The following is a 24,523-nucleotide window of genomic DNA, read 5'->3' on the forward strand; positions in this document are numbered from 1 at the left end:
TTACAACGGCTTTGTAACGAACAGGCCATCTTCGTGGCCTTCTTCCGACCCGCCATAGACCTGCTCGGCCACGGTGCGGATCGAGCTGCCACGGGCAGCGAGAATCTGGTCCATTGCGCCGGCGAACCAGCCGGTGAACATGTAGTCGACCTTGCGGCCGCACTTGCCATACACGTACACGAACGCCGAGTGCTTGAGCTTGACGCTGCAGGTGCCTTTGTCCAGGTCGATGTCCTGGATCTCGAACAGGCCCCAGCCACGCTGGGACAGGCGCTTCATGTAGTGCTCGAACACCGCCACGCCTTCCAGGCCATGGCACTCGGCTTCCTTCTCGCACCAGTGCCAGGCCGACTTGTAGCCTGCCTTGTAGAGGATCTCGGCATAGGCGTCGGCGCCCAGCACTTCCTCGATGCCCATGTGGTTGTTGACGAAGAAATGGCGCGGTACATACAGCATCGGCAAGGCGTCGCTGGTCCAGACACCGGTTTCGCTGTCGACTTCGATTGGCAATTGCGGGGCGATCTTGGCCATGGAAACTCAACTCCATAAAAATTTGTTTTTGGCTGCCCCGACGTTGCTGGCCGGGGCCTTAAGGCTTGGAGAGCGGCTTACTCGCCCCAGACGTCCTTGAGAACGTTTACCCAGTTCTCGCCCATGATCTTGCGCACCACACGCTCGGAATGGCCGCGCTTGAGCAAGGTCTCGGTGAGGTTGGGGAACTCGCCGACGGTGCGGATGCCCAGCGGGTTGATGATCTTGCCGAAATTGGTCAGGCGACGGGCGTAACCCTTGTCGTGGGTCAGGTATTCGAAGAAGTCCTGGCCGTGGCCCTGGGTGAAGTCGGTGCCGATGCCGATGGCGTCTTCACCGACGATGTTCATGGTGTACTCGATGGCTTCGGCGTAGTCGTCGATGGTGGAGTCGATGCCCTTGGCCAGGAACGGCGCGAACATGGTCACGCCGACGAAGCCGCCATGGTCGGCGATGAACTTCAGCTCTTCATCCGACTTGTTGCGCGGGTGTTCTTTGAGGCCCGAGGGCAGGCAGTGGGAGTAGCAGACCGGTTTTTTCGATTCCAGGATGACCTCTTCGGAGGTCTTGGAGCCAACGTGGGACAGGTCGCACATGATGCCCACGCGGTTCATCTCGGCGACGATCTCGCGGCCGAAACCGGACAGCCCGCCATCACGCTCGTAGCAGCCTGTGCCGACCAGGTTCTGGGTGTTGTAGCACATCTGCACGATGCCCACGCCCAGCTGCTTGAACACATCCACGTAGGCAATCTGGTCTTCGAAGGCGTGGGCGTTCTGGAAGCCGAAGAGGATACCGGTCTTGCCCAGTTCCTTGGCCTTGCGGATGTCGGCGGTGGTACGTACTGGCATCACCAGGTCGCTGTTGTCGCGGATCAGCTTCTGGCTGGCAGCGATGTTGTCGACGGTGGCCTTGAAGCCTTCCCAGACCGACACCGTGCAGTTGGCTGCGGTCAGCCCGCCTTTGCGCATGTCCTCGAACAGTTCGCGGTTCCACTTGGCGATGATCAAACCGTCGATAACGATGCTGTCGGCGTGAAGCTCGGCTGGGCTCATCAGGCTGTCCCCTTTTATTGAGTGGGTTCGTGCCGAACATTGTGCCGGCGCTTTGGGGCCAGCATATGCCTGTGCCCAAGGGCGCCCCGATGCAAAAACGACAGGGGGTTTGCCGAAAGCGTCAATGCGCGACATGACCGCGTCTGGCATGCCGTTCGGGGATGCGAGACAGTCTCGATAACGACCCTTTGCCGCCCTTAAATGAACATTTGGTCAGGGACCTATCGCGCGGGCTCTGGCTGAGCGAGAATCCCAGCGATTCGACAGCCTGTTGAGGAGAAAACGGATGAAATCAATGGCATGGCTGGTGCTGCTGGCCGTCGTGAGCGGGGCCCAGGCCGGTGAGGAAGAAAGCACGCCTTGCGACAATGTCGAGAACGACCAGCAGACGTTCGAGTGTGCGGCATTCAACAAGCAGACCGCCGAGCGTGAGCTGAAGTCGACCTACGACGACCTGCTTCAACGCATGCGCGAGCAGTATGACGACGAAGCTGGCCTGCAGTCGCGGATCGAATCCGCCGAAAAGCTCTGGAGCCAACTGCGCGATGCCGACTGCAAAGTCGAAACCCATGCCGAACAGCCAGGCAGCAAGGCCTACCAGACGGCATGGAACAGCTGCGTCGCCCAACGCAGCGATGAGCGATCGGAGTATTTGCGCAGCCTGGGCTCGCAGAACAGTGATGAGCCGGCACCGGAAGATTGATCCAGGCAGTGATTGAAAGATCTTCTCCAGAGGAACAACCTGCTGCTGATAGTCACTGCGCCATTTCTCGATAGTGCGCCAAGGCCACGTGCTTGCAACGTGCGCCTTGGAATCCTCAACTATCAAGGAACACCGAAATGGCTGACATCAAAGTTGAAATGGAAAAAATCCGCAAAGAAGGCCAAGAGCGCGTAGCCGCTACCGGCCAGACGATCTGCGTATTCGCTGAAAATGTGCCTGCGGGCATTGCCGAAGACATCCTGGCAGGTATGCGGTTGATGACCGAACTGGCCAACAAGAAGTTCGACAAGGAAACCCAGCAGCGCGAGTGGTACAACTTCTACAACGATGGCCTGATCAAGTTCGGCTGGACCATGACGGGCGCGGCACATGCCGAAGATGCGATTGATGAAGACAACCTGACCTTGGCAGAGCTGATGACCAAATCCATCACCATCAGCGTGGCTCGCGACCCTCGTCGCATGGCCTGTGCCAAGCGTGTTCTGCAAATCGTCGTGCAGAAGCCGGAAGTCAAGGCCCACCTGGAAAAGCACAGCCATAGCGAATCCGGCAAATCGAGCAACTTCGTAGTGGCCCAATGCGAAATGACGCCACAAGGTTTGCCTGTGATGCACATGACCAGCTTCCAGGCCAGCTACGACTCGAAAATCGAGCGTGAAGGCGCCCTGACCCGCAAAATCGACAAGGCGTCGACCCGCGTCTATCGCGCGTCGCAACAGGGTACGTTCAGCGTTCGTCACTTCGATGCTGCGCGTGATCTTGTGAATGAAAAGATCAAAGGCGACATCGCCGCCTTCCTCGCTATCTAAATAGCGAGGCCGGGTATCAGGATTTCCGGGTACCCGGTTCCCATCATGTGCATTCATCAAGGAGCGATGCCGCATGAGCGATGCAAGCCTGGACACCCGAATATTCGAAGAGCGGCTGAACATCAAGCCCGCGCCATGGCTAACACTGGAAACATGGGAAGACTTGCAGCTGTGTCTTCGTTATTCACAGGCCGTGGCCAATGAAAAGTACTCGATGGAGACCCAGCCTGAGCAATGGTTCACGGTCGTTATCGCCACCTTGCAATCGTTGAAGTTCACGTTGTTCGAACATACGCATCAAGCCATTTCATACGAGCCGCACCTGCACGCATTGAGCGATGTGTACAGTGGCTATATACCCCCGCTACGCGAAAAAGGGCCTTGGTTCAAGAGCGTTGAAGAAAACGTCAAAGCCGCAATGCAATCTGCGGGAATGCACACCTTTAACGTAATGAACGCTTCTTCACATCTGAGCATTGAAATGGATCATGAAGGGGACGAAATTCCCGTTGCCATCCTGTTCTATGTCTACTGCAAGACCGACCCTGTCGAACCCACCCAGAAGTTGAACCTGATATTTGACCATCTGGGCGCACGCTTCAACATGGGCGAATTCGCGTCATTGCGCAAAGACCTGCAGGCCAGAAACCGCGAAAAGCTGTTAGCCGTTCTCAAACGCAAACTGGAATGAAGCTATTTTGAACGCGCAGGTTGGCGCTCCTCCCGTGGGCACTTTCCAAACCTCAGCTTGTAGCGCCGCGTGAAATACGATGGCAGTTCAAAGCCGCACGCAAGGCTGACCTCGGTCACCGACATGTCAGTTTGGGTCAACAGCTGACGCGCCTTGTCCAGCCGTAGAGCAAGGTAAAAACTACTGGGTGTTTCATTTAGGTACATACGAAACAAGCGCTCCAGTTGGCGTCGTGTCACTTTGATCGCAGCGGCCAGGTCCAGCGTGCTCAGGGGTGGCTCGGTATGTTTTTCCATTTCGCCAATGGCATGGACCAACTTCTTGTTGCTGATACCGTAACGCGCACCGATCTGCATGCGCTGGTGGTCCTGACGCTGACGAATACGACCCAGCACGAACTGCTCGGACACCTTTACCGCCAGGTCGCTGCCGTGAGACTGGGCAATCAGGTGCAGCATCAAATCGATCGAAGCGGTGCCGCCGGCACAGGTGATGCGGCTGCGGTCAATCTCGAACAGCTCCTGCGTCGCCTGAAGGCCCGGGTAGCGCTCCTTGAACGCCTCGAGCGCTTCCCAGTGCAATGTCGCCCGGTAGCCGTCCAGCAAGCCCGCCTCGGCAAGTACCATCGCCCCCGTATCGATGCCCCCCAGCATGACCGCGTCATGGTGCAGCCGACGCAGCGCATGCAGTAGCTTCGGCGCGACATTGGCCAATGGCTCGAAGCCCGCTACCACGAGCAGGATATTGGCGGGCTCACCCTCCCCCAGCGCGGCATCGGCATTGACCGACATGCCGTTGCTCGCCAGCACCGCCTCGCCGTCCAGGCTGAGCACCTGCCACCGGTACAACGGCCCGCCAAAACGATTGGCCACCCGCAATGGTTCCAGCGCCGAAATGAACCCCATGGCGGAAAAACCCGACACCAACAGAAAGGCAATCGTCTCCATCATCCCCTACTCCACAGAAACTGGTCGCCCAGGTGCTAATTCCTGTCGCCAGCGTGCGCTTGGCCAAGGTGCGGCCAGCGTAGCGTATTCACACGGTCCGCAGAGGCCGCCCTCAATAACAATATGCACTGCCGATGGAGAGCCACCATGCACAGCTTGATCCGCCGCAGCCTGTTGTCCCTTGCCCTGAGCAGCATCGTTGCCACACCGCTTTTCGCCGCCGAACCCGCGGCCTGCAAGAACGTACGCCTTGGCGTGGTCAACTGGACCGACGTCATCGCCACCAGCGCCATGGCGCAAGTGTTGCTCGACGGCCTGGGTTACCAGACCAAACAGACCAGCGCCTCGCAGCAGATCATCTTTGCCGGCATCCGCGACAAGCGCCTGGACATGTTCCTGGGTTACTGGAACCCGATCATGACCCAGACCATCACGCCGTTCATCGATGCCCAGCAGGTCAAGGTGCTCGACGCACCCAGCCTGGAAGATGCCCGGGCCACCTTGGCCGTACCCAAGTACCTGGCCGACAAAGGCCTGAAGAGCTTCGCAGATATCCACAAGTTCGAGAAAGAGCTGGGCGGCAAGATCTACGGCATCGAGCCCGGGTCCGGCGCCAACACCCAGATCAAGGCGATGATCGCCAAGAACCAGTTCGGCCTGGGCAAGTTCCAGCTGGTCGAGTCCAGCGAGGCCGGCATGCTCGCCGCAGTCGACCGCGCCGTGCGCCGCAAGCAGGCCGTGGTGTTCTTCGGCTGGGCGCCGCACCCGATGAACGTGAACATCGACATGGTCTATCTGGGTGACAGCCAGGACGCCCTGGGCCCTGACGAAGGCCGCGCCACGGTGTGGACCGTCACCGCACCGGACTACGCCCAACGCTGCCCCAACGCCCATCGCCTGCTGGCCAACCTGAAATTCAGCGCCGAAGACGAGAGCCGCATGATGCAGCCGCTGCTCGACCACAAGGACGCGCTGGAGTCGGCCCGCCAGTGGCTCAAGGACCACCCCGAGGACAAGGCGCGCTGGCTTGAAGGGGTAACCACCTTCGATGGCAAGCCTGCAGCGGACAACCTCAAGCTCACCGCCAACTGACAGGGCCTCATCGCCTGTAGGAGCGGCCTTGCGTCGCGAAAGGGCCGCAACGCGGCCCCAGGATCTGTGCGCGCTGCACAAACCCAAGGGCCGCTATGCGCCCCCTTCGCGACACAAGGCCGCTCCTACGCCGATTGGGCCACCACAACCCTGACAAGGAACCACCATGAACCACGACGTCATCATCACCTGCGCCCTCACCGGCGCCGGCGACACGGTCGCCAAGAGCCACCTGGTCCCGGTCACCCCCAAGCAGATCGCCGAGTCCGCCATAGAGGCCGCCAAAGCCGGCGCCACCGTGGTCCACTGCCACGTCCGCGACCCGCAAACCGGCCGTTTCAGCCGCGACGTGAACCTGTACCGCGAGGTCATGGAACGCATCCGCGAAGCCGACGTGGACATCATCGTCAACCTCACCGCCGGCATGGGCGGCGACCTGGAAATCGGCCCGGGCGAGTCGCCCATGGAATTTGGCCCGGGCACCGACCTGATCGGCCCGCTGGAGCGCCTGGCCCACATCGAAGCACTGCTGCCGGAAATCTGCACGCTCGATTGCGGCACCCTCAACTTCGGCGACGGCAACGCCATCTACGTCTCCACACCGGCGCAATTGCGCGCCGGCGCCAAACGCATCACCGAACTGGGCGTAAAAGCCGAACTGGAAATCTTCGACACCGGCCACCTGTGGTTCGCCAAGCAGATGATCAAGGAAGGCCTATTGCATGACCCACTGTTCCAGCTGTGCCTGGGCATACCGTGGGGCGCACCGGCCGACACCACAACCATGAAAGCCATGGTCGACAATCTGCCTGCCGAGGTCACCTGGGCCGGCTTCGGCATCGGCCGCATGCAGATGCCCATGGCGGCACAGGCGGTGCTGCTGGGCGGCAACGTACGGGTGGGCCTTGAGGACAACCTGTACCTGGACAAAGGCGTATTGGCCAGCAATGGCCAACTGGTGGAGCGCGCGAGCGAAATCATCACCCGCATGGGTGGCCGCATCCTCACCCCGGCAGAAGGCCGGGAAAAAATGAACCTCAAACGCCGCTGATACCCCGGAGTCCGATATGCCTTTCATCACCGAGATCAAGACCTTCGCCGCCCTGGGTAGTGGCGTGATCGGCAGCGGCTGGGTTGCCCGCGCGCTGGCCCATGGCCTGGATGTGGTCGCCTGGGACCCGGCACCCGGCGCCGAGCAGGCCTTGCGCAAGCGTGTCGCCAACGCCTGGCCGGCGCTTGAAAAACAAGGCCTGGCCCCTGGCGCAGCACAGGAGCGCCTGACCTTCGTCAGCACCATCGAGGCATGTGTGCGTGACGCCGACTTCATCCAGGAAAGCGCACCCGAACGCCTGGACCTCAAGCTCGACCTGCATGCAAAGATCAGCGCCGCAGCCAAGCCGAACGCGATCATCGGCTCCAGTACCTCGGGGCTGTTGCCCAGCGAGTTCTATGAGTCCTCCACTCACCCAGAACGCTGCGTGGTCGGCCACCCGTTCAACCCGGTCTACCTGCTGCCATTGGTGGAAATCGTCGGCGGTAACCGTACTTCGCCTGAGGCGATCGACGCCGCAAAAACCATCTACACCGCGCTCGGCATGCGCCCGCTACATGTGCGCAAAGAAGTCCCCGGCTTCATTGCCGACCGCCTGCTCGAAGCGCTGTGGCGCGAGGCGCTGCACCTGGTCAACGACGGTGTGGCCACCACGGGCGAAATCGATGATGCCATCCGCTTCGGCGCTGGCCTGCGCTGGTCGTTCATGGGCACGTTCCTGACCTACACCCTGGCCGGCGGCGATGCCGGCATGCGCCACTTCATGTCGCAGTTCGGCCCGGCGCTGAAACTGCCCTGGACCTACCTGCCGGCACCGGAGCTTACCGACAAGCTGATCGACGATGTGGTGGACGGCACCGCCGAGCAACTGGGCGAGCGCAGCATCGCCGCGCTGGAGCGCTATCGTGATGACACCCTGCTGGCGGTGCTGGAAGCGGTGAAGACCAGCAAGGCCAGCCACGGCATGTCGTTCAGCGACTGAGGAGACCACGATGCCCGCACTGATCACCTACCGCACCCCAGTCCAGGAGGACTGGGTCGACTACAACGGGCACCTGCGCGATGCCTATTACCTGCTGATCTTCAGCTACGCCACCGATGCGCTGATGGAGCGCATCGGCCTGGATGCCGATAGCCGTGGGCAGAGTGGGCACTCGCTGTTCACCCTGGAGGCGCACATCAACTATTTGCATGAAGTGAAGCTTGGCACTGATGTGTGGGTGCAGACGCAGATCATCGGGTTCGACAAGAAGCGCCTGCACGTTTACCACAGCCTGCACCGCGCAGGGTTCGACGAAGCGCTGGCAGCCAGCGAGCAGATGCTGCTGCATGTGGACCTGGCAGGGCCGAAGGCGGCGCCGTTCAGCGAGGGCAGCGTGGCATTGCTGCAGGGCCTGGTGGATGAACAGCGTCATCTTCCAGCGCCAGCCTATGTGGGACGTGTGATTGGCCTGCCCAAAAAATAACCCCGCAAAGCCGTGAGCCAGCGGGGCCAAGAGCGAGCAACATCCACTGTGCATGTGTGAGGGTGACCAAACCCTGCGGTACCGTGAATGAGGCCAGTGTGCGATCTTCCCGGCACTGGGAATTAGCCGGGAACGACCTGTTCTTAGCCAAAGCAGTCATGCCGGCATTCTGTGGTTGCGGCCGTGTCGCTGGCGACACAGAATCGGTCGTAAATCACAGCAGCACTCTTTTCGCGATAAAAGGGACAACAGCCATGATGCATGCGGATTTGATTGATCAGGACGACCTCGCCGGCCAACTGCGCGCGCGCGGGTTCGACATCCCTGCCGGGGCCAGTGCCGAGCAGGCCTGCGAGGCGGTGGTGCGTGGGCTGACCGAGCCTAACGCGCGGGCGCTCAAGGGCATGGTCGAGCAAATGTACACGGGCAGTGCGACGATTCTGCCGGCGGTGCGCCAGGCGATCGACAAGCAGTTGCTGCCAGCGCTTGCAAGTTTCAACAAGCGCGCCTGATCGCGTATTTCTGTACTGGCCTCATCGCCGGCAAGCCGGCTCCCACAGATTCACACCAATCTCAGGCTTGGTGGTGAACCTGTGGGAGCCGGCTTGCCGGCGATTGGGCTGCAAAGCAGCCCCGGGACGTCAGAGCCTCACACTGGCAAAGGTCGACTCGTTGCGCGCCTGGCTCAATGCAGCCATCGGCCCGCTGTGCGGCGACAGAGTCATGGCCTGCGGAATCGGCATCATCGCTACCTGTTGTGCAGTATTCGAACCTACTCGTTCATCACGCGGCGGTATGCCGAAGTACTCGCGGTAGCACTTGGAGAAGTGCGGGGTGGACACGAAGCCGCACACCGAGGCCACTTCGATGATCGACATCGGGGTCTGCTTGAGCAATTGCCGCGCGCGAATCAGGCGCAGCTTGAGGTAATAGCGCGACGGCGAACAATGCAGGTACTTCTGGAACAGGCGCTCAAGCTGGCGACGTGACACGGCCACGTACACGGCCAGTTCGTCGAGGTCGATCGGCTCTTCCAGGTTGGCCTCCATCAGCGCGACGATTTCCTGCAGCTTCGGCTGGTTGGTGCCCAGCATGTGCTTGAGCGGCACGCGCTGGTGGTCCTGTTCGTTGCGAATGCGCTCGTAGACGAACATCTCCGAAATGGCCGCCGACAGTTCGCGACCATGATCGCGGCTGATCAGGTGCAGCATCATGTCCAGCGGCGCGGTGCCGCCAGAGCTGGTGAAGCGGTTGCGGTCGAGGGTGAACAGGCGAGTGCTCATGTTGACCCTCGGGAATGCCTCCTGCATCGACGCCAGGCATTCCCAATGCACGCTGCAGTCGAAACCGTCGAGCAGGCCGGCACAGGCCAGCGCCCAGCTGCCGGTACACACAGCGCCCAAACGGCGCGACTGACGGGCCTGGGCCTGCAGCCAGGTGACATGCTCACGGGTGACCGAACGCTGGATACCGACGCCACCGCAGACGATCACGGTGTCGATGGGAGGGGCGTTGGCGATGGCGGCGTCCGGGGTGATCTGCAAGCCATCGCTGGCCCAGACCTGGCCGCCATCGACGGTCAGCGTGTGCCAGCGATACAGCTCACGGCCCGAAAGCTGGTTAGCCATGCGCAGCGGCTCGACGGCCGATGCCAGTGAAATCAGGGTGAAGTTGTCCAGTAGGAGAAACCCGATGGACTGGGGTGCTGTGCGGTTCTGGGTTGGATTCCCGGAGGTGTACGACGTCATCGCGATTTCTCCTCACACAAATACAGGGCGTGCCTCAGGCGGGCACTATTTTTTTTGTCATGGCCCCGGTTCATGTGCGGGGGCTTTACCAATCTCAACGCAAGGGCCGTGCCTGAAATTGAACGGCCATCCAAAAAAACCCAAAAACGACGCCTTTTTTCAGCAATTCCGGCTCGGCGGTCGGGTTGTGTAAAAAACTCAAACCGGCGGGCCAGCGCCTTTGCGTGTCACTTATGAGCAAATTGGTGACACGCTCAAGGCAGGTTGCCCAGAAACGACACTGTTTAGTGTCACCGACAATGGCAACACTGATCGCGACACCCGACGATCGGCTGATGCGAAGACGCCCCAAAACGGGGCGTCCTGACGAGCGTAGCGCACAGTCAGCGCATCAACATTCGATGACGCTGACCGCCAGGCCGCCGCGCGAGGTCTCTTTGTACTTGTCATGCATGTCGGCGCCGGTGTCACGCATGGTGCGGATCACCTGGTCCAGGGAGATGAAGTGCTCGCCGTCACCGCGCAGGGCCATCTGCACAGCGTTGATGGCTTTTACAGCCGCAATGGCGTTGCGCTCGATGCAGGGCACCTGCACCAGGCCACCGACCGGGTCGCAGGTCAGGCCAAGGTTGTGCTCCAGGGCGATCTCGGCGGCGTTCTCCACCTGCGGCGGGGTCGCCCCCAGCACCTCGGCAAGGCCCGCCGCCGCCATGGCGCACGCTGACCCGACCTCACCCTGGCAACCCACTTCGGCACCTGAAATCGATGCATTCTTTTTGCAAAGGATGCCCACTGCGGCGGCGGCCAGGAAGAAGTCGACCACGTTGGACTCGTCGACCTCATCGCTGAAGCGCATGTAGTAGTGCAGCACCGCCGGGATGATGCCTGCCGCGCCATTGGTGGGCGCAGTGACCATGCGCCCGCCCGCGGCGTTCTCTTCGTTGACCGCCAGGGCGAACAGGTTGACCCACTCCATGGCACTCATGGTCGAGCCGATCACATTGGGCTTGCCGATCTCCTGCAGGCTGCGGTGCAGCCTGGCCGCGCGGCGGCGCACGTTCAGCCCGCCGGGCAGCGTGCCTTCATGCTTGAGGCCGTTGTGCACGCATTCCTGCATGGCTTGCCAGAGCGTGTGCAGGCCGGTGCGGATCTCTTGCTCGCTGCGCCAGACCTTCTCGTTGGCCATCATCAATTGCGACACGCTGAGGTCGTTTTGCTTGCACAGGCGCAGCAGCTCTGCGGCACTGTTGAAATCGTACGGCAGTACCGTCTGGTCGGCATCCAGCACACCACTGGCGGCCTGGGCGGCGTCGACCACAAAACCACCTCCCACCGAGTAGTAGGTATCACGGTGCAGCTCGCCCTGCTCGCCTTCGGCGATCAGGGTCATGGCATTGGGGTGGTACGGCAGGTTCTCGTCCAGCAGCAGCATGTCACGGGCCCAGACGAATTCGATGGGCAACCGGTTATCCAGCTTCAGGGTGTTGGTTTCGCGCAGGTCTGCGATGCGTGGGACGATCTGGGCCGGGTCGATTGCGTCCGGCCATTCGCCCATCAGGCCCATGATGGTGGCGTGGTCAGAGCCGTGGCCAATACCGGTGGCCGACAGCGAACCGTACAACCGCACCTGCACCCTTTTCACCTGCTCAAGCTCGCCGCGCTCACGCAGCCCCTGAACAAACAGGGCGCCTGCACGCATGGGGCCGACGGTATGGGAGCTGGAGGGCCCGACTCCGATCTTGAACAGGTCGAACACGCTGATGGCCATTGTCGCTACACCTCTTGCTGGGCTTGTCTCTGCGCGCCATGCGCAGGGCGGGGCAACTGCTAGGCTGAAGCTGCGAGCCGCCACGAATGCACGCATCATCGGGCTTTTACGCCCCCCTTCGCCGTCTGCAACCGACGTACTTTTGTCCAGCAGCGCCGCGCTGTTTGAGCTGTATGTGCGCCGCTTTCGGGCGCTCTGATGACTGAAAAATACGCAGGCAGGGGAGGAAAAAGCCATATGCGACATCGCCAGTACTCAAAGCGACCCGTTCCGTACTGGTTACGACCCCACCAGTAGGCGATTGCCCGGCGCTGGTGGATTATCAAAAGCGACTCGTATTGCACGGCCTCGCATCCTGCCCTCTGCAGGCCTGGTTGACCGGACCCTGAGAAAGCCCGGCAGCCCTCGCGAACCCGAAGATAAAATCACAGGAGTCCATCCATGAAAGGTTCACCCTCGCTGTTGCTGGCCGCGTTGCTGTCCGCCCCCTTGCTGGCCCAGGCCGCAGAACCCGAGCAGTGTCAGACGGTACGTTTTTCTGATGTCGGCTGGACCGACATCACGGTAACCACCGCGACCACCAGCGTTGTGCTCGAAGCACTGGGCTACAAGACCCACACCACCATGATCTCGGTACCGGTGACCTACAAGTCGCTGGCCACCGGCAAGGACCTGGACGTGTTTCTCGGCAACTGGATGCCGACCATGGAGAACGACATCAAGCAGTACCGTGATGCCGGTACTGTCGAAACCGTGCGCGCCAACCTGGAAAACGCCAAGTACACCTTGGCCGTGCCTCAGTCGCTGTACGACAAGGGCCTCAAGGACTTTGCCGACATTCCCAAGTTCAAGAAGGAACTGGACGGCAAGATCTACGGCATCGAACCGGGCAACGACGGCAACCGCACCATCCAGAGCATGATCGACAAGAACGCCTTCGGCCTGAAGGACGCCGGTTTCAAGATCGTGCAGTCCAGTGAGGCCGGCATGCTGTCCCAGGTCGACAGGTCGCAGAAGCGCGGGGAGGCGATCGTATTCCTAGGCTGGGAACCTCACCCGATGAACACCCGCTTCAAGATGCAGTACCTGACCGGCGGGGACGACTTTTTCGGCCCCGAATTGGGCAAGGCAACCGTGCTGACCAATACCCGCAAGGGCTATGTGCAGGAGTGCAGCAACGTAGGGCAACTGCTCAAGAACCTGTCGTTCGAGCTCAAGGATGAAAGCACCATGATGGGCTATGTCCTGGACGACAAGATGAAACCCGAGGCAGCTGCCAAGAAGTGGCTCAAGGACAACCCAGGCAAGCTGGACGCCTGGCTCGCCGGGGTGACCACCGTGGACGGCAAACCCGGCCTTGAGGCGGCCAAAGCCAAACTGACGCAATAACGCAAGACGCCAAGGCAACACCGCGGGGCGGGACCGTGCTCGCCCCGGACTGATTTCAATCTTTGCAGGTGGAAGCTCGCTATCATGCTTATCGATCAGAAAATACCCCTGGGTCAGTACATCGCGTCATTCGTCGAATGGCTGACCCAGAATGGCGCCGATTACTTCGACGCCATCGCCCAAGGCCTGGAATTCATGATCCATGGCGTCACCAGCACCCTGACCTGGTTCAACCCGTTCGTCCTCATCGCCCTGTTCGCCGCCCTCGCGCACCTGATCCAGCGTAAATGGGCACTGACGGTGTTCGTCGCCCTCTCCTTTCTGCTGATCCTCAACCTGGGGTACTGGCAGGAGACCATGGAAACCCTGGCACAAGTCACCTTTGCCACCGTGGTCTGTGTGGCCATCGGCGTGCCGCTGGGTATCGTCGCCGCGCATAAACCGATGTTCTACACCGTGATGCGCCCGGTGCTCGACCTGATGCAGACCGTGCCGACCTTCGTTTACCTGATCCCTACCCTGACCCTGTTCGGCCTGGGTGTGGTGCCTGGGCTGATCTCCACGGTGGTGTTCGCCATCGCCGCGCCGATTCGCCTGACCTACCTGGGCATCTGTGACGTCCCGCAGGAGCTGCTGGACGCCGGCAAGGCCTTCGGCTGCTCGCGGCGCCAGTTGCTGACCCGCATCGAACTGCCCCACGCGATGCCCAGCATCGCCGCCGGTGTCACCCAGTGCATCATGCTGTCGCTGTCGATGGTGGTGATCGCCGCCCTGGTGGGTGCCGACGGCCTGGGCAAACCCGTGGTCAACGCACTGAACACCGCCGATATTTCCCTGGGCTTCGAAGCGGGCCTGGCGATCGTACTGCTGGCCATCATGCTCGACCGTATCTGCAAGCAACCGGAAGTCACGGCAAGGGGTGAAGCATGAGCATCATTCGTTTCGAAGACGTCGACGTCATCTTCTCCAACAAGCCGCGCGAGGCCCTGGCACTACTCGACCAGGGCAAGACCCGCGAGCAGATCCTCAAGCAGACCGGCCTTGTGGTCGGCGTCGAAAAGGCCAACCTGGACATCAACAAGGGCGAGATCTGTGTGCTGATGGGCTTGTCCGGTTCGGGCAAGTCGAGCCTGCTGCGCTGCATCAACGGCCTGAACACCGTCAGCCGCGGCAAGCTGTTCGTCGAGCACGAAGGCCAGCACATCGACATTGCCCACTGCACCCCGGCGGAGCTCAAGATGATGCGCACCAAGCGCATCGCCATGGTGTTCCAGAAGTTCGCCCTGATGCCCTGGCTGACGGTGCGCGAGAACATCAGCTTTGGCCTGGAAATGCAGGGCCGCCCTGAAAAGGAACGGCGCAAGCTGGTCGACGAGAAGCTCGAGCTGGTGGGGTTGACCCAGTGGCGCAACAAGAAGCCGGAGGAACTCTCCGGCGGCATGCAGCAGCGCGTGGGCCTGGCCCGGGCGCTGGCCATGGACGCCGACATCCTGCTGATGGACGAACCGTTCTCTGCCCTCGACCCGCTGATCCGCCAGGGCCTGCAGGACGAGCTGCTGGAGCTGCAGCGCAAGCTCAACAAGACCATCGTGTTCGTCAGCCACGACCTGGACGAAGCGCTCAAGCTGGGCAGCCGCATCGCCATCATGAAGGACGGGCGGATCATCCAGTACAGCAAGCCCGAGGAGATCGTGCTCAACCCGGCGGACGAGTATGTGCGCACCTTCGTGGCCCACACCAACCCGCTGAACGTGCTGTGCGGCCGCAGCCTGATGCGCACCCTGGACAACTGCAAGCGGATCAACGGTTCGGTGTGCCTGGACCCAGGCATCGACTCGTGGCTGGACCTGGGCGAAGGCGGCTCGCTCAAGCGTGCACGCCAGGGGCAGAACGGGCTGGACCTGCAGAACTGGGCGCCAGGGGAGGATGTCGAGTTGCTGGAACGCCGGCCTACGCTGGTCAACGCCGATATCGGCATGCGCGAGGCGCTGCAGATCCGTTACCAGACCGGCAACAAGCTGGTGCTGCAGGATAACGACAAGGTGGTGGGGATACTTGGGGATACCGAGCTTTACCACGCGCTGCTTGGGAAGAACCACGGGTGATGCAACTGGGGCCGCTGTGCGGCCCTTTCGCGACACAAGGCCGCTCCTACCGGGGATCTGTAGGCGCGGCCTTGTGTCGCGAAAGGAGGGCAAAGCCCTCCCAACAATCCATCAGCGAACGACGATACCGCGTGCAGCCATATAGGCCTTGGCCTCCGGCACCGTGTACTCACCGAAGTGGAAGATGCTCGCCGCCAGCACCGCGCTGGCATGCCCTTCCAGAATCCCGTCAGCCAGGTGCTGCAGGTTACCCACACCACCCGAAGCGATCACCGGAATGCCCAGCGCATCGCTGATGGCGCGGGTCACGCCCAGGTCAAAACCGTTCTTCATGCCGTCCTGGTCCATGCTGGTCAGCAGGATCTCACCGGCCCCCAGGCCTTCCATCTTCTTCGCCCACTCGACGGCGTCCAGCCCGGTCGGCTTGCGCCCACCATGGGTGAAGATTTCCCAGCGCGGCGCTTCACCGGGCGCTGACACCTTCTTGGCATCGATGGCCACCACGATGCACTGCGAACCGAAACGGTCGGCAGCCTCACCCACGAACTCTGGGTTGAACACCGCAGCGGTGTTGATCGAAACCTTGTCGGCACCGGCATTGAGCAGGTTGCGGATGTCCTGCACGGTACGCACGCCACCGCCCACGGTCAGCGGGATGAACACCTGGCTGGCCATGCGCTCGACGGTATGCAGGGTGGTGTCGCGGCCATCGACGCTGGCGGTGATGTCGAGGAAGGTGATTTCGTCGGCACCCTGCTCGTTGTAGCGACGGGCAATTTCCACCGGGTCGCCGGCATCACGAATGTTCTCGAACTTGACGCCCTTGACCACCCGGCCGTTGTCCACGTCCAGGCAAGGGATGATGCGCTTGGCCAGTGCCATGGTTCAGTCCTCAGCCTTTATAGTTGTCGCAGAAGGCCTGGGCCTCGGCAACATCGAGGGTGCCTTCGTAGATGGCACGGCCAGTGATGGCACCGACGATGCCTGGGGCCTTGGCGTCCAGCAGGGTCTTGATGTCACCCAGGTTGTGGATGCCGCCCGAGGCGATCACCGGGATCGAGGTGGCCGCTGCCAGCGCTGCGGTGAATGGCACGTTGCAACCCTGCATCATGCCGTCCTTGGCGATGTCGGTGTAGACGATCGCCGAGACGCCATCGGCCTCGAAACGCTTGGCCAGGTCGATGACCTGCACCGAGCTCACTTCAGCCCAGCCGTCGGTGGCGACGAAACCGTCCTTGGCGTCCAGGCCGACGATGACCTTGCCGGGGAAGGCCTTGCACGCTTCGGCGACGAACTCTGGCTGCTTGACTGCCTTGGTGCCGATGATCACATAGCTGACGCCGGCCTTGACGTAGTGCTCGATGGTTTCCAGCGACCGGATGCCGCCGCCGATCTGGATCGGCAGGTTCGGGTAACGCTTGGCGATGGCGGTGACCACCTCACCGTTGACCGGCTGGCCTTCGAAGGCGCCGTTGAGGTCGACCAGGTGCAGGCGGCGGCAACCACCCTCGACCCACTTGGCGGCCATGCTCACCGGGTCGTCGGAAAATACCGTGGAGTCTTCCATGCGGCCCTGGCGCAGGCGCACGCAGGCACCGTCCTTCAGATCGATAGCGGGGATAATCAGCATGCTCTTTCCTTCGTCAATTCAAGCGGCAAGCTGCAAGCGACAAGCTGCAAGCATGCGCGTCGTGTTTTCGATGGCGGTCCAGCTTTGGCTTGCAGCTTGAGGCTTGAAGCTTTCAGCTTTTTTCCAACGCCCACAGGTCGCTCTCGATGCTCTCGAACCGCTCCTTGAGGTGCAGCTGAACATCGGCAATCGCCCTGTTGTAGTAATGGGGTGCAATCTCTTTGCTGAACACGTCGAGGACCTCGGCCACCTCGAACGACCCCAGCTGCAGCTCGAAGCGGTCTTCGAGGAAGCGCTTGAGGGTGTCGAGCGCTTCGCGCTCCTGCTCGGGGGCCAGGGTGATGACGGGGGCCTTGGTCTTCGACCTGCTCATTTACCAGCGCCCGTCCCAGGCGACGAAGTTCTGCAGCAGCTGCAGGCCATGGGTATGGCTCTTCTCCGGGTGGAACTGCACGGCAAAGCGCGAGCCCTCGGCCAGCGCGGCAGCGAAGTCGACGCCATAATGGCCGCGGCCGACCACCTGGCCCGGCTTGCCGGCATTGATGTAGTAGCTGTGCACGAAATAGAAGCGCGCACGATCAGAGATGTCGTGCCACAGCGGGTGGTCGACGGCCTGGGTGACTTCGTTCCAACCCATGTGCGGCACTTTCAGGTGCTCACCACCTTCCTGCAGGTCTTTACCGAAGAAGCGCACCTGGCCAGGGAACAGGCCGATGCAGTCGACACCGTCGTTTTCTTCGCTGTGGTCCAGCAGCGCCTGCATGCCGACACAGATGCCCAGGAACGGCCGGTCCTGGCTGACTTCACGCACCAGGCTGTCGAAGCCCAGGCGGCGGATTTCGGCCATGCAGTCGCGAATCGCGCCCACGCCCGGGAACACCACACGGTCAGCCTCGCGAATCACCGCAGCATCGCTGGTGACCAGCACCTTGCCGGCGCCGACGTGCTCGAGCGCCTTGGCCACCGAGTGCAGGTTGCCCATGCCATAGTCGATTACGGCTACCGTCTGCATTTACAGGCATCCCTTGGTCGATGGCATCTGCCCGGCCATGCGCTCGTCCTGGGTCACGGCCATGCGCAAGGCACGACCAAAGGCCTTGAACACGGTTTCGATCTGGTGGTGGGTGTTGTGGCCACGCAGGTTGTCGATGTGCAGGGTAACCAAGGCATGGTTGACGAAGCCCTGGAAGAACTCCTGGAACAGGTCGACATCGAAGCCGCCAACGGTGGCGCGGGTGTACGGCACGTGCATCTGCAGGCCTGGGCGGCCGGAGAAGTCGATGACCACACGCGACAGCGCTTCGTCCAGCGGCACATAGGCATGGCCGTAACGGAAGATGCCTTTCTTGTCACCGATGGCCTGGGCGAATGCCTGGCCCAGCGTGATACCGACGTCTTCGACGGTATGGTGATCGTCGATATGCAGGTCACCCTTGCACTCGATATCCAGATCGATCAGCCCGTGTCGGGCAATCTGGTCGAGCATGTGTTCAAGGAAAGGCACGCCGATATCGAATCGGGCCTTGCCACTGCCATCGAGGTTGATCGAGCACTTGACCTGGGTTTCCAGGGTATTGCGCTCGACGGAAGCCTTACGTTCGACCATCACCAGCTCCGCAAAATCATTGGGCGAAAAGGGCTCCATTATAGGCCCAGAACGCTCAAGCTTGGAACGCGGATGACATATGGCATTGCAAGGGGCTGCTCTGCAGCCCGATCGCCGGCAAGCCGGCCCCCAGATGCCCCCCACAACTCATGCTTGGTGGAGCAACCTGCAGGAGCCAGCTTGCCGGCGATAAGGCCATCACAGCCAGCCAGTCAGCTGGCTGTCATGCACCTCAGTGGAACAACACCGCCGTCTTCTGCAGGGTAATCCACACCCCCCAGGCCAGCGGAATCACCACCACCGCCCAAGCGATCAGCACCAGCGGCAGGCTGCCAGGCGCAGCATGCCACTCCAGCGAACGCGCGCCGTCGGCGCCTTTGTCGTGGCTCAGGGCACGCTCGGCCGCAAGCTCGGCATCGCTCATGAAGTGCTTGTCGGCCACCGGGCGCACCAGCAGGTTGCAGACGAAGCCCAGCACCAGCAGGCCAGCGAGGATGTACAGGGTCATGTCATAAGCCGCCGCACGTTCCACACCCGCCGCCAACTGGTACTCACGCAGGTAAGTGATCAGCACCGGGCCCAGCACACCGGCAGCGGCCCAGGCCGTCAACAGGCGACCGTGGATGGCACCGACCATCTGCGTACCGAACAGGTCGGCCAGGTAGGCCGGCACCGTGGCGAAACCACCGCCGTACATGGACAGGATGATGCAGAACGCCGCCACGAACAGTGCCACGTTGCCCAGGTGGCCCATGTTCGGCACCAGGCTGTAGAGGCCCACACCCAGGGCGAAGAAGGCGAAGTAGGTGTTCTTGCGACCGATGTAGTCCGAGAACGATGCCCAGAAGAACCGCCCGCCGATGTTGAACAGGCTGAGCAGGCCGGTGAAGCCAGCGGCAATGGCGGCAATCTGCGCCAATTGTGCAGCGTTCAGCTCGCTGAAGCGCAGCTCGTTGCCCAGCAGTTTGCCGGCAAACACTTCCTGCAGCAGTGGCGACGCCATGCCCAGGATGCCGATGCCCGCAGAAACGTTCAGGCACAGCACCAGCCAGATCAGCGCGAACTGCGGGGTTTTCCAGGCAACGCTGACGTGCACGTGACGGTCGGTGACCATCGCATTGGCTTTCTTCACCGGCGCGGTCCAGCCTTCAGGCTTCCAGCCGGTCGGCGGCACGCGGTACGCCAGGGCGCCTGCGGTCATGAACACAAAGTAGATCGCCGCCATCACCACGAAGCTCTGCCACACACCCACTTCATGCTCATTGCCGAAGTGCCCCATCAGCGCAGTGGCCAACGGTGCACCGACCATGGCGCCGCCGCCAAAGCCCATGATCGCCATGCCAGTGGCCATGCCGCGCTTGTCCGGGAACCACTTGATCAGGGTCGAAACCGGCGAGATGTAGCCCAGGCCCAGGCCAATACCGCCGATCACGCCGGAGCCCAGCCACATCAGCCATAGCTGGTGGGTCTTCACGCCAATTGCCGAAATCAGCATGCCGCCGCACCAGCACAGGGCCGACACCAGGCCAGCCTTGCGCGGCCCGGCGTGTTCCAGCCAACCGCCCAGCACCGCTGCCGAGCAACCGAGGAACACGAAGAACAGGGTGTAGATCCAGCTCAGCATGGAAATGGGCCAGTCGCACTCGGCGCTGAACATGCGGGCAATGAAGCCCATGTCCGCCGAGCACGCTACCGGGGCCGTGATGCCGATGGCCTGGGACAGCGGCAGCCAGAAGACGGAAAAACCGTAGGCCATGCCGATGCACAGGTGGATGGCCAACGCGGCCGGGGGTACCAACCAGCGGTTGAAGCCCGGGCGGGCGATGATGCGCTCCTTCGACAGGAAGCTTGGCGCGCTGGCCACCGCTCCTGCCGTGATACTGCTGTTCATGGATGTGATCCTTATGTAGGTAGACGATGCATGCGCATTGAATGCCCGGCTCTTCTGGTTGCACGTAAGGCTCGGCCGTTTCAGGGCAACGTCCCGCGACAATACGTCGCGGCCGCTTCGCAGGCGGCGAAAGAGTACCAGTTCGCCTATGACATGAAAGCAATCTGATATCGTTATTTTTTGCCCGGCTGAATCGGTATTGCTGCCAAGTCAGCAAAAAGGAACTGCCCAAACCACAACTGTCGAAAGCCACAACACCTGATCAATTGGTAGGAAATGCTCTGTATCTCTTGTCGAATACTCTGGGCATACCACTGCGGCGCTATACTCTGGCGCTTGAAAATCAAATACGGACTACAAGGACTCGCCCATGAAAGCGTTCGGCAAACTCCTGGGACTGGGGCTTCTCGGGTTGCTGCTGATCATCGTGGCGCTGGGCTTCGCCCTGACCCACCTCTTCGATCCCAACGACTATAAAGACGAGATCCGCCAGTTGGCGCGCGACAAGGCCCACGTCGAGCTGACCCTCAATGGCGACATCGGCTGGAGCCTGTTCCCGTGGCTGGGCCTGGAGCTTCACGAAGCCAGCATCGCCACCCTGAACAAGCCCAAGGAACCGTTCGCCGACCTGCAGATGCTTGGCCTGTCGGTACGCGTGCTGCCCCTGCTGCGCCGTGAAGTGCAGATGAGCGATGTGCGCGTCGAAGGCCTGAACCTGACCCTGAACCGTGATGAACAGGGCCATGGCAACTGGGAAGACATCGGCAAGCCGCTGCCTGCGCAAACCGACCCAACCGCCAGTGCACCTGCGCCTGCCGAGCAGCCCGGCGCACCTGCAGAGGGCAGCAGCGAACGTGCGGTCAAGCTCGACATCGACAGCCTGACCGTGAACAACGCCCGTGTGCACTTCAGCGATGCCAAGACCGGCCAGAGCTACAGCGCCGAAAGCATCCAGCTGAGCACCGGCCCGATTCACGAGGGCGCGAACATCCCGCTCAAGGCCAGCGCCTTCCTCAGCGCCAGCCAGCCGAACATGAAGGCACGCACCGAACTTGCCGGCGAGCTGCGCTTTGACCGCAAGCTCAAGCGCTACAACTTCGAGGACATGCGCCTGTCTGGCGAAACCTCGGGCGAGCCTCTGGCCGGCAAGACCATGACCTTCGCGGCCCAAGGCCAGCTGTTGGTCGACATGGCAGCCAACGTCGCCTCCTGGAATGGCCTGAAAATCTCGGCCAACCAGCTGCGCGCCCTTGGCGAGCTGAACCTGCGCGACCTGGACAAGACGCCGCAGCTCAGCGGTGGGCTGTCCATCGCCCAGTTCGACCTGCGCACCTTCCTCGATGGCGTCGGCCATCCGCTGCCGGCCACCAACGACCCCGCCGCCTTCAACAAGCTGGAGCTGGTCAGCCGCCTGCAGGGCACGCCAAGCAGCCTGGCCCTGGAAGACCTCGCCGTAAAACTCGACGACAGCACCTTCAGCGGCCGCGTTGCCGTCGAGGACTTTGCCAAGCAAGCCCTGCGCGTGCAGCTCAAGGCCGACAAGTTCGACGCCGACCGCTACATGCCGGCCAAGAGCGAAGCAGCCAAGGGTGCCACCGCAGCGCGCCAGAACGAGGTCAAGCAACAGGAAGCCAGCGCCATCGCCGGTGCCGGCAGTTCGCCGCTGCCAAACGCGCCCACCCAGGTTGCCTGGAGCAACGACAAGCTGCTGCCGGTGGACCGACTTCGCACGCTCGACCTGCAGGCCGACCTGGCCTTCGGCTCGTTGACCCTGGACAAGCTGCCGATCAGCGACGCGCAGCTGCAAGCGAACGGCCAGGGCGGCCTGATCACCTTGCAAACCTTGCGCGGTGGCCTTTACGACGGCAGTTTCGAAGCCAAGGGCACCGTAGATGTGCGCCCAGCCGTGCCGCAGATCGGCGTCAATACCAAGATCAACCGCGTGCCGGTGGAGCACTTCATCAAGGCTGAAGACAAAGACCAGGCCCCGCCGGTCAAAGGCCTGCTGACCCTGACCAGCGACCTGACAGCCACCGGTAACAGCCAGAAGGCACTGGTGGACACCCTCAACGGCAACGCAAACTTCACCATCAACGACGGCGTGCTGGTCAACGCCAACCTGGAACAGCAGCTCTGCCAGGCCATCGCCACCCTCAACCGCAAGACGCTCAGCGGCGAGCCACGCGGCAAGGACACGCCGTTCGAAGAACTGCGCGGCAGCCTGGTGGTGCGCAACGGCGTGGCCAGCAACCCGGACCTCAAGGCGCGCATCCCAGGCCTTACCGTCAACGGCCACGGCGACCTCGACCTGCGCGTGCTGGGCATGGACTACAACGTCGGCGTGATCGTCGAAGGTGACCAGCGTGCCATGCCCGACCCGGCGTGCCAGGTCAACGAGCGTTACGTCGGCGTCGAACTGCCGCTGCGTTGCCGTGGCCCGCTGGAGCTTGGCGCCAAGGCCTGCCGCCTGGACCAGGACGGCCTGGGCAAGGTTGCCGCCAAACTGGCCGGCAACCGCCTCAAAGACAAGATCGATGAAAAGCTCGATGAAAAACTCGGAGACAAAGTGAGCCCAGAATTGAAAGACGCGCTCAAGGGGCTGTTCAAGCGATGAGCCCTGCGCAGTTCTCCAGCGCCGTGCTGGACTGGTACGACCAGCACGGCCGACACGACCTGCCCTGGCAACAGGGCATCAACCCTTACCGGGTGTGGGTGTCGGAAATCATGCTGCAACAGACCCAGGTCAGCACCGTGCTGAACTACTTCGACCGCTTCATGCAGGCCCTGCCCACCGTGCAGGCGCTGGCCGACGCCCCGGAAGACGAAGTGCTGCACCTGTGGACCGGCCTGGGTTACTACACCCGCGCACGCAACCTGCAGAAGGCCGCCAGGATCGTCGTCGAGCAACACGGCGGCGAGTTCCCGCGCAGTGTCGAACAGCTTACCGAGCTGCCAGGTATCGGCCGCTCCACCGCCGGTGCCATTGCCAGCATCAGCATGGGTATCCGTGCGCCGATCCTGGACGGCAATGTCAAACGCGTGCTGGCCCGCTTTACCGCCCAGGCCGGCTACCCGGGCGAACCGAAGGTGGCCAATGCCCTGTGGGCCACTGCCGAGCGCTTTACCCCGCAACAGCGCGCCAACCACTACACCCAGGCGATGATGGACCTGGGCGCCACGCTGTGCACCCGCAGCAAGCCAAGTTGCCTGCTGTGCCCCGTGCGCAGCGGCTGCGAAGCGCACCTGCACGGCGAGGAAACGCGCTACCCCGAGCCCAAACCGCGCAAGGCCCTGCCCCAGCGGCGCACCCTGATGCCGCTGTTGGCCAACCATGAAGGCGCGATCCTGCTTTACCGCCGCCCGTCCAGTGGCCTTTGGGGTGGCCTGTGGAGCCTGCCCGAGCTGGACGCCATCGAGCAGCTCGATGACCTGGCCTACCAGCATGGCCTGCGCCTGGCCGAAAGCCGCGCGCTGGACGGCCTGACCCATACCTTCAGCCATTTCCAGCTGGCGATCGAGCCTTGGCTGGTGCGTGTCGACCCGGTCGGCCAGCACGTGGCCGAGGCCGACTGGCTCTGGTATAACCTCACCACCCCGCCGCGCCTGGGCCTCGCCGCCCCGGTCAAAAAGCTGCTCAAACGCGCGGCCGACGAACTGATTGCAGGAGATGCCCGATGACCCGCACCGTGATGTGCCGCAAATACAAAGAACAACTGCCAGGCCTGGAGCGCCCGCCTTACCCCGGCGCCAAGGGCCAGGACATCTTCGAGCACATCTCGCAGCAAGCCTGGGCCGACTGGCAGAAGCACCAGACCATGCTGATCAACGAGAAGCGCCTGAACATGATGAACGCCGAGGACCGCAAGTACCTTCAGGGCGAGATGGACAAGTTTTTCGCCGGCGAAGATTACGCGCAGGCGGAAGGTTACGTTCCACCGGCCGAATGACCCCAAAAATCGTAAGCGACGGAATTAATTTAAAATTTTTTCAAAAAGTCGTTGACGAGCGGTCTGGATATCT

Annotated in this window: 25 protein-coding genes; 14 read left to right on the forward strand and 11 right to left on the reverse strand. The window is 62.0% G+C overall.

Going from position 1 to position 24,523, the window contains the following annotated elements:
• A complete protein-coding gene (locus ACMGF5_RS07310; protein WP_012316656.1) occupies positions 1 to 531 on the reverse strand; it encodes a DUF5943 domain-containing protein in 531 nt (176 codons plus the stop codon).
• A gap of 77 nt (positions 532 to 608) precedes the next feature.
• A complete protein-coding gene (locus ACMGF5_RS07315) occupies positions 609 to 1,586 on the reverse strand; it encodes a dipeptidase (protein WP_003257506.1) in 978 nt (325 codons plus the stop codon).
• A gap of 286 nt (positions 1,587 to 1,872) precedes the next feature.
• Here ACMGF5_RS07315 and ACMGF5_RS07320 point away from each other — a divergent pair, with 286 nt between their 5' ends.
• From ACMGF5_RS07320 to ACMGF5_RS07330, 3 genes are all read left to right on the forward strand, one after another.
• Entirely contained in the window at positions 1,873 to 2,289 is a 417-nt protein-coding gene (locus ACMGF5_RS07320; protein ID WP_115273090.1) for a lysozyme inhibitor LprI family protein, read from the forward strand.
• A 137-nt stretch (positions 2,290 to 2,426) separates the two neighbouring features.
• Entirely contained in the window at positions 2,427 to 3,119 is a 693-nt protein-coding gene (locus tag ACMGF5_RS07325) for a hypothetical protein (RefSeq protein ID WP_414157677.1), read from the forward strand.
• 73 nt (positions 3,120 to 3,192) lie between these two features.
• On the forward strand, positions 3,193 to 3,810 hold the full coding sequence (locus ACMGF5_RS07330; protein ID WP_125925149.1) for a hypothetical protein: 618 nt from the start codon (positions 3,193 to 3,195) through the stop codon (positions 3,808 to 3,810).
• Between the two features lie 2 nt (positions 3,811 to 3,812).
• Here ACMGF5_RS07330 and ACMGF5_RS07335 read toward each other — a convergent pair whose 3' ends face one another.
• Positions 3,813 to 4,760 carry a GlxA family transcriptional regulator gene (locus tag ACMGF5_RS07335; RefSeq protein ID WP_115273093.1) on the reverse strand — a complete coding sequence of 316 codons (948 nt, stop codon included), beginning with the start codon at positions 4,758 to 4,760 and terminating at the stop codon, positions 3,813 to 3,815.
• 144 nt (positions 4,761 to 4,904) lie between these two features.
• Here ACMGF5_RS07335 and choX point away from each other — a divergent pair, with 144 nt between their 5' ends.
• The 5 genes from choX to ACMGF5_RS07360 all read left to right on the forward strand — a co-directional run bounded on the left by choX (position 4,905) and on the right by ACMGF5_RS07360 (position 8,878).
• A complete protein-coding gene (gene choX, locus ACMGF5_RS07340) occupies positions 4,905 to 5,849 on the forward strand; it encodes a choline ABC transporter substrate-binding protein (protein WP_046787502.1) in 945 nt (314 codons plus the stop codon).
• A gap of 166 nt (positions 5,850 to 6,015) precedes the next feature.
• Positions 6,016 to 6,900: a 3-keto-5-aminohexanoate cleavage protein gene (locus tag ACMGF5_RS07345; protein WP_414157678.1), complete on the forward strand. Its 885-nt coding sequence runs from the start codon at positions 6,016 to 6,018 to the stop codon at positions 6,898 to 6,900.
• A gap of 16 nt (positions 6,901 to 6,916) precedes the next feature.
• Positions 6,917 to 7,882, forward strand: a complete 966-nt coding sequence (locus ACMGF5_RS07350; RefSeq protein ID WP_414157679.1) for an L-carnitine dehydrogenase — start codon at positions 6,917 to 6,919, stop codon at positions 7,880 to 7,882.
• 10 nt (positions 7,883 to 7,892) lie between these two features.
• Positions 7,893 to 8,366, forward strand: a complete 474-nt coding sequence (locus ACMGF5_RS07355) for a thioesterase family protein (RefSeq protein ID WP_119687912.1) — start codon at positions 7,893 to 7,895, stop codon at positions 8,364 to 8,366.
• A 254-nt stretch (positions 8,367 to 8,620) separates the two neighbouring features.
• On the forward strand, positions 8,621 to 8,878 hold the full coding sequence (locus tag ACMGF5_RS07360) for a hypothetical protein (RefSeq protein WP_039604371.1): 258 nt from the start codon (positions 8,621 to 8,623) through the stop codon (positions 8,876 to 8,878).
• 129 nt (positions 8,879 to 9,007) lie between these two features.
• Here ACMGF5_RS07360 and ACMGF5_RS07365 read toward each other — a convergent pair whose 3' ends face one another.
• The gene (locus ACMGF5_RS07365) at positions 9,008 to 10,114 is read right to left on the reverse strand and encodes a GlxA family transcriptional regulator (protein ID WP_115273096.1); all 1,107 of its coding nucleotides are present in this window, start codon (positions 10,112 to 10,114) and stop codon (positions 9,008 to 9,010) included.
• Between the two features lie 391 nt (positions 10,115 to 10,505).
• Complete coding sequence (locus tag ACMGF5_RS07370) at positions 10,506 to 11,882, reverse strand: L-serine ammonia-lyase (protein WP_115273097.1); 1,377 nt, start codon at positions 11,880 to 11,882, stop codon at positions 10,506 to 10,508.
• A gap of 441 nt (positions 11,883 to 12,323) precedes the next feature.
• Here ACMGF5_RS07370 and ACMGF5_RS07375 point away from each other — a divergent pair, with 441 nt between their 5' ends.
• The 3 genes from ACMGF5_RS07375 (at position 12,324) to choV (ending at position 15,376) form a co-directional block, all read left to right on the forward strand.
• A complete protein-coding gene (locus tag ACMGF5_RS07375; protein ID WP_046788304.1) occupies positions 12,324 to 13,271 on the forward strand; it encodes a choline ABC transporter substrate-binding protein in 948 nt (315 codons plus the stop codon).
• 81 nt (positions 13,272 to 13,352) lie between these two features.
• Positions 13,353 to 14,201: a choline ABC transporter permease subunit gene (gene choW / locus ACMGF5_RS07380; RefSeq protein ID WP_177010808.1), complete on the forward strand. Its 849-nt coding sequence runs from the start codon at positions 13,353 to 13,355 to the stop codon at positions 14,199 to 14,201.
• Positions 14,198 to 15,376 (forward strand): choline ABC transporter ATP-binding protein, encoded by a 1,179-nt coding sequence (gene choV, locus ACMGF5_RS07385; protein ID WP_414157680.1) that lies wholly within the window; start codon positions 14,198 to 14,200, stop codon positions 15,374 to 15,376. The genes choW and choV overlap by 4 nt, the downstream gene beginning before the upstream one ends.
• A 111-nt stretch (positions 15,377 to 15,487) precedes the next feature.
• On the opposite strand, the gene hisF is transcribed toward choV, so the two are convergent.
• The 6 genes from hisF to ACMGF5_RS07415 all read right to left on the reverse strand — a co-directional run bounded on the left by hisF (position 15,488) and on the right by ACMGF5_RS07415 (position 20,503).
• Positions 15,488 to 16,258: an imidazole glycerol phosphate synthase subunit HisF gene (hisF, locus tag ACMGF5_RS07390; protein ID WP_012316672.1), complete on the reverse strand. Its 771-nt coding sequence runs from the start codon at positions 16,256 to 16,258 to the stop codon at positions 15,488 to 15,490.
• A 10-nt stretch (positions 16,259 to 16,268) separates the two neighbouring features.
• A complete protein-coding gene (gene hisA / locus ACMGF5_RS07395; RefSeq protein WP_012316673.1) occupies positions 16,269 to 17,006 on the reverse strand; it encodes a 1-(5-phosphoribosyl)-5-[(5-phosphoribosylamino)methylideneamino]imidazole-4-carboxamide isomerase in 738 nt (245 codons plus the stop codon).
• Between the two features lie 112 nt (positions 17,007 to 17,118).
• Positions 17,119 to 17,379, reverse strand: coding sequence for a DUF2164 domain-containing protein (locus tag ACMGF5_RS07400; protein ID WP_012316674.1), 261 nt, complete (start codon positions 17,377 to 17,379; stop codon positions 17,119 to 17,121).
• Positions 17,380 to 18,018: an imidazole glycerol phosphate synthase subunit HisH gene (gene hisH / locus ACMGF5_RS07405; RefSeq protein WP_012316675.1), complete on the reverse strand. Its 639-nt coding sequence runs from the start codon at positions 18,016 to 18,018 to the stop codon at positions 17,380 to 17,382.
• Complete coding sequence (gene hisB, locus ACMGF5_RS07410) at positions 18,019 to 18,612, reverse strand: imidazoleglycerol-phosphate dehydratase HisB (protein WP_012316676.1); 594 nt, start codon at positions 18,610 to 18,612, stop codon at positions 18,019 to 18,021.
• 232 nt (positions 18,613 to 18,844) lie between these two features.
• A complete protein-coding gene (locus ACMGF5_RS07415) occupies positions 18,845 to 20,503 on the reverse strand; it encodes an OFA family MFS transporter (protein ID WP_046788301.1) in 1,659 nt (552 codons plus the stop codon).
• A gap of 370 nt (positions 20,504 to 20,873) precedes the next feature.
• On the opposite strand from ACMGF5_RS07415, the gene ACMGF5_RS07420 reads away from it, so the two are divergent.
• Genes ACMGF5_RS07420 through ACMGF5_RS07430 form a run of 3 tightly spaced genes read left to right on the forward strand, consistent with a single transcriptional unit; the run spans position 20,874 to position 24,450 of the window.
• The gene (locus ACMGF5_RS07420) at positions 20,874 to 23,117 is read left to right on the forward strand and encodes an AsmA family protein (RefSeq protein WP_046788300.1); all 2,244 of its coding nucleotides are present in this window, start codon (positions 20,874 to 20,876) and stop codon (positions 23,115 to 23,117) included.
• A complete protein-coding gene (gene mutY / locus ACMGF5_RS07425) occupies positions 23,114 to 24,181 on the forward strand; it encodes an A/G-specific adenine glycosylase (protein WP_414157681.1) in 1,068 nt (355 codons plus the stop codon). The genes ACMGF5_RS07420 and mutY overlap by 4 nt, the downstream gene beginning before the upstream one ends.
• Entirely contained in the window at positions 24,178 to 24,450 is a 273-nt protein-coding gene (locus tag ACMGF5_RS07430) for an oxidative damage protection protein (protein ID WP_012316680.1), read from the forward strand. The genes mutY and ACMGF5_RS07430 overlap by 4 nt, the downstream gene beginning before the upstream one ends.
• Positions 24,451 to 24,523 lie beyond the last annotated feature (73 nt).

Source organism: Pseudomonas sp. BNK-15 (assembly GCF_047456105.1).
In the GTDB taxonomy this organism is placed as follows: Bacteria; Pseudomonadota; Gammaproteobacteria; order Pseudomonadales; family Pseudomonadaceae; genus Aquipseudomonas; species Aquipseudomonas putida_E.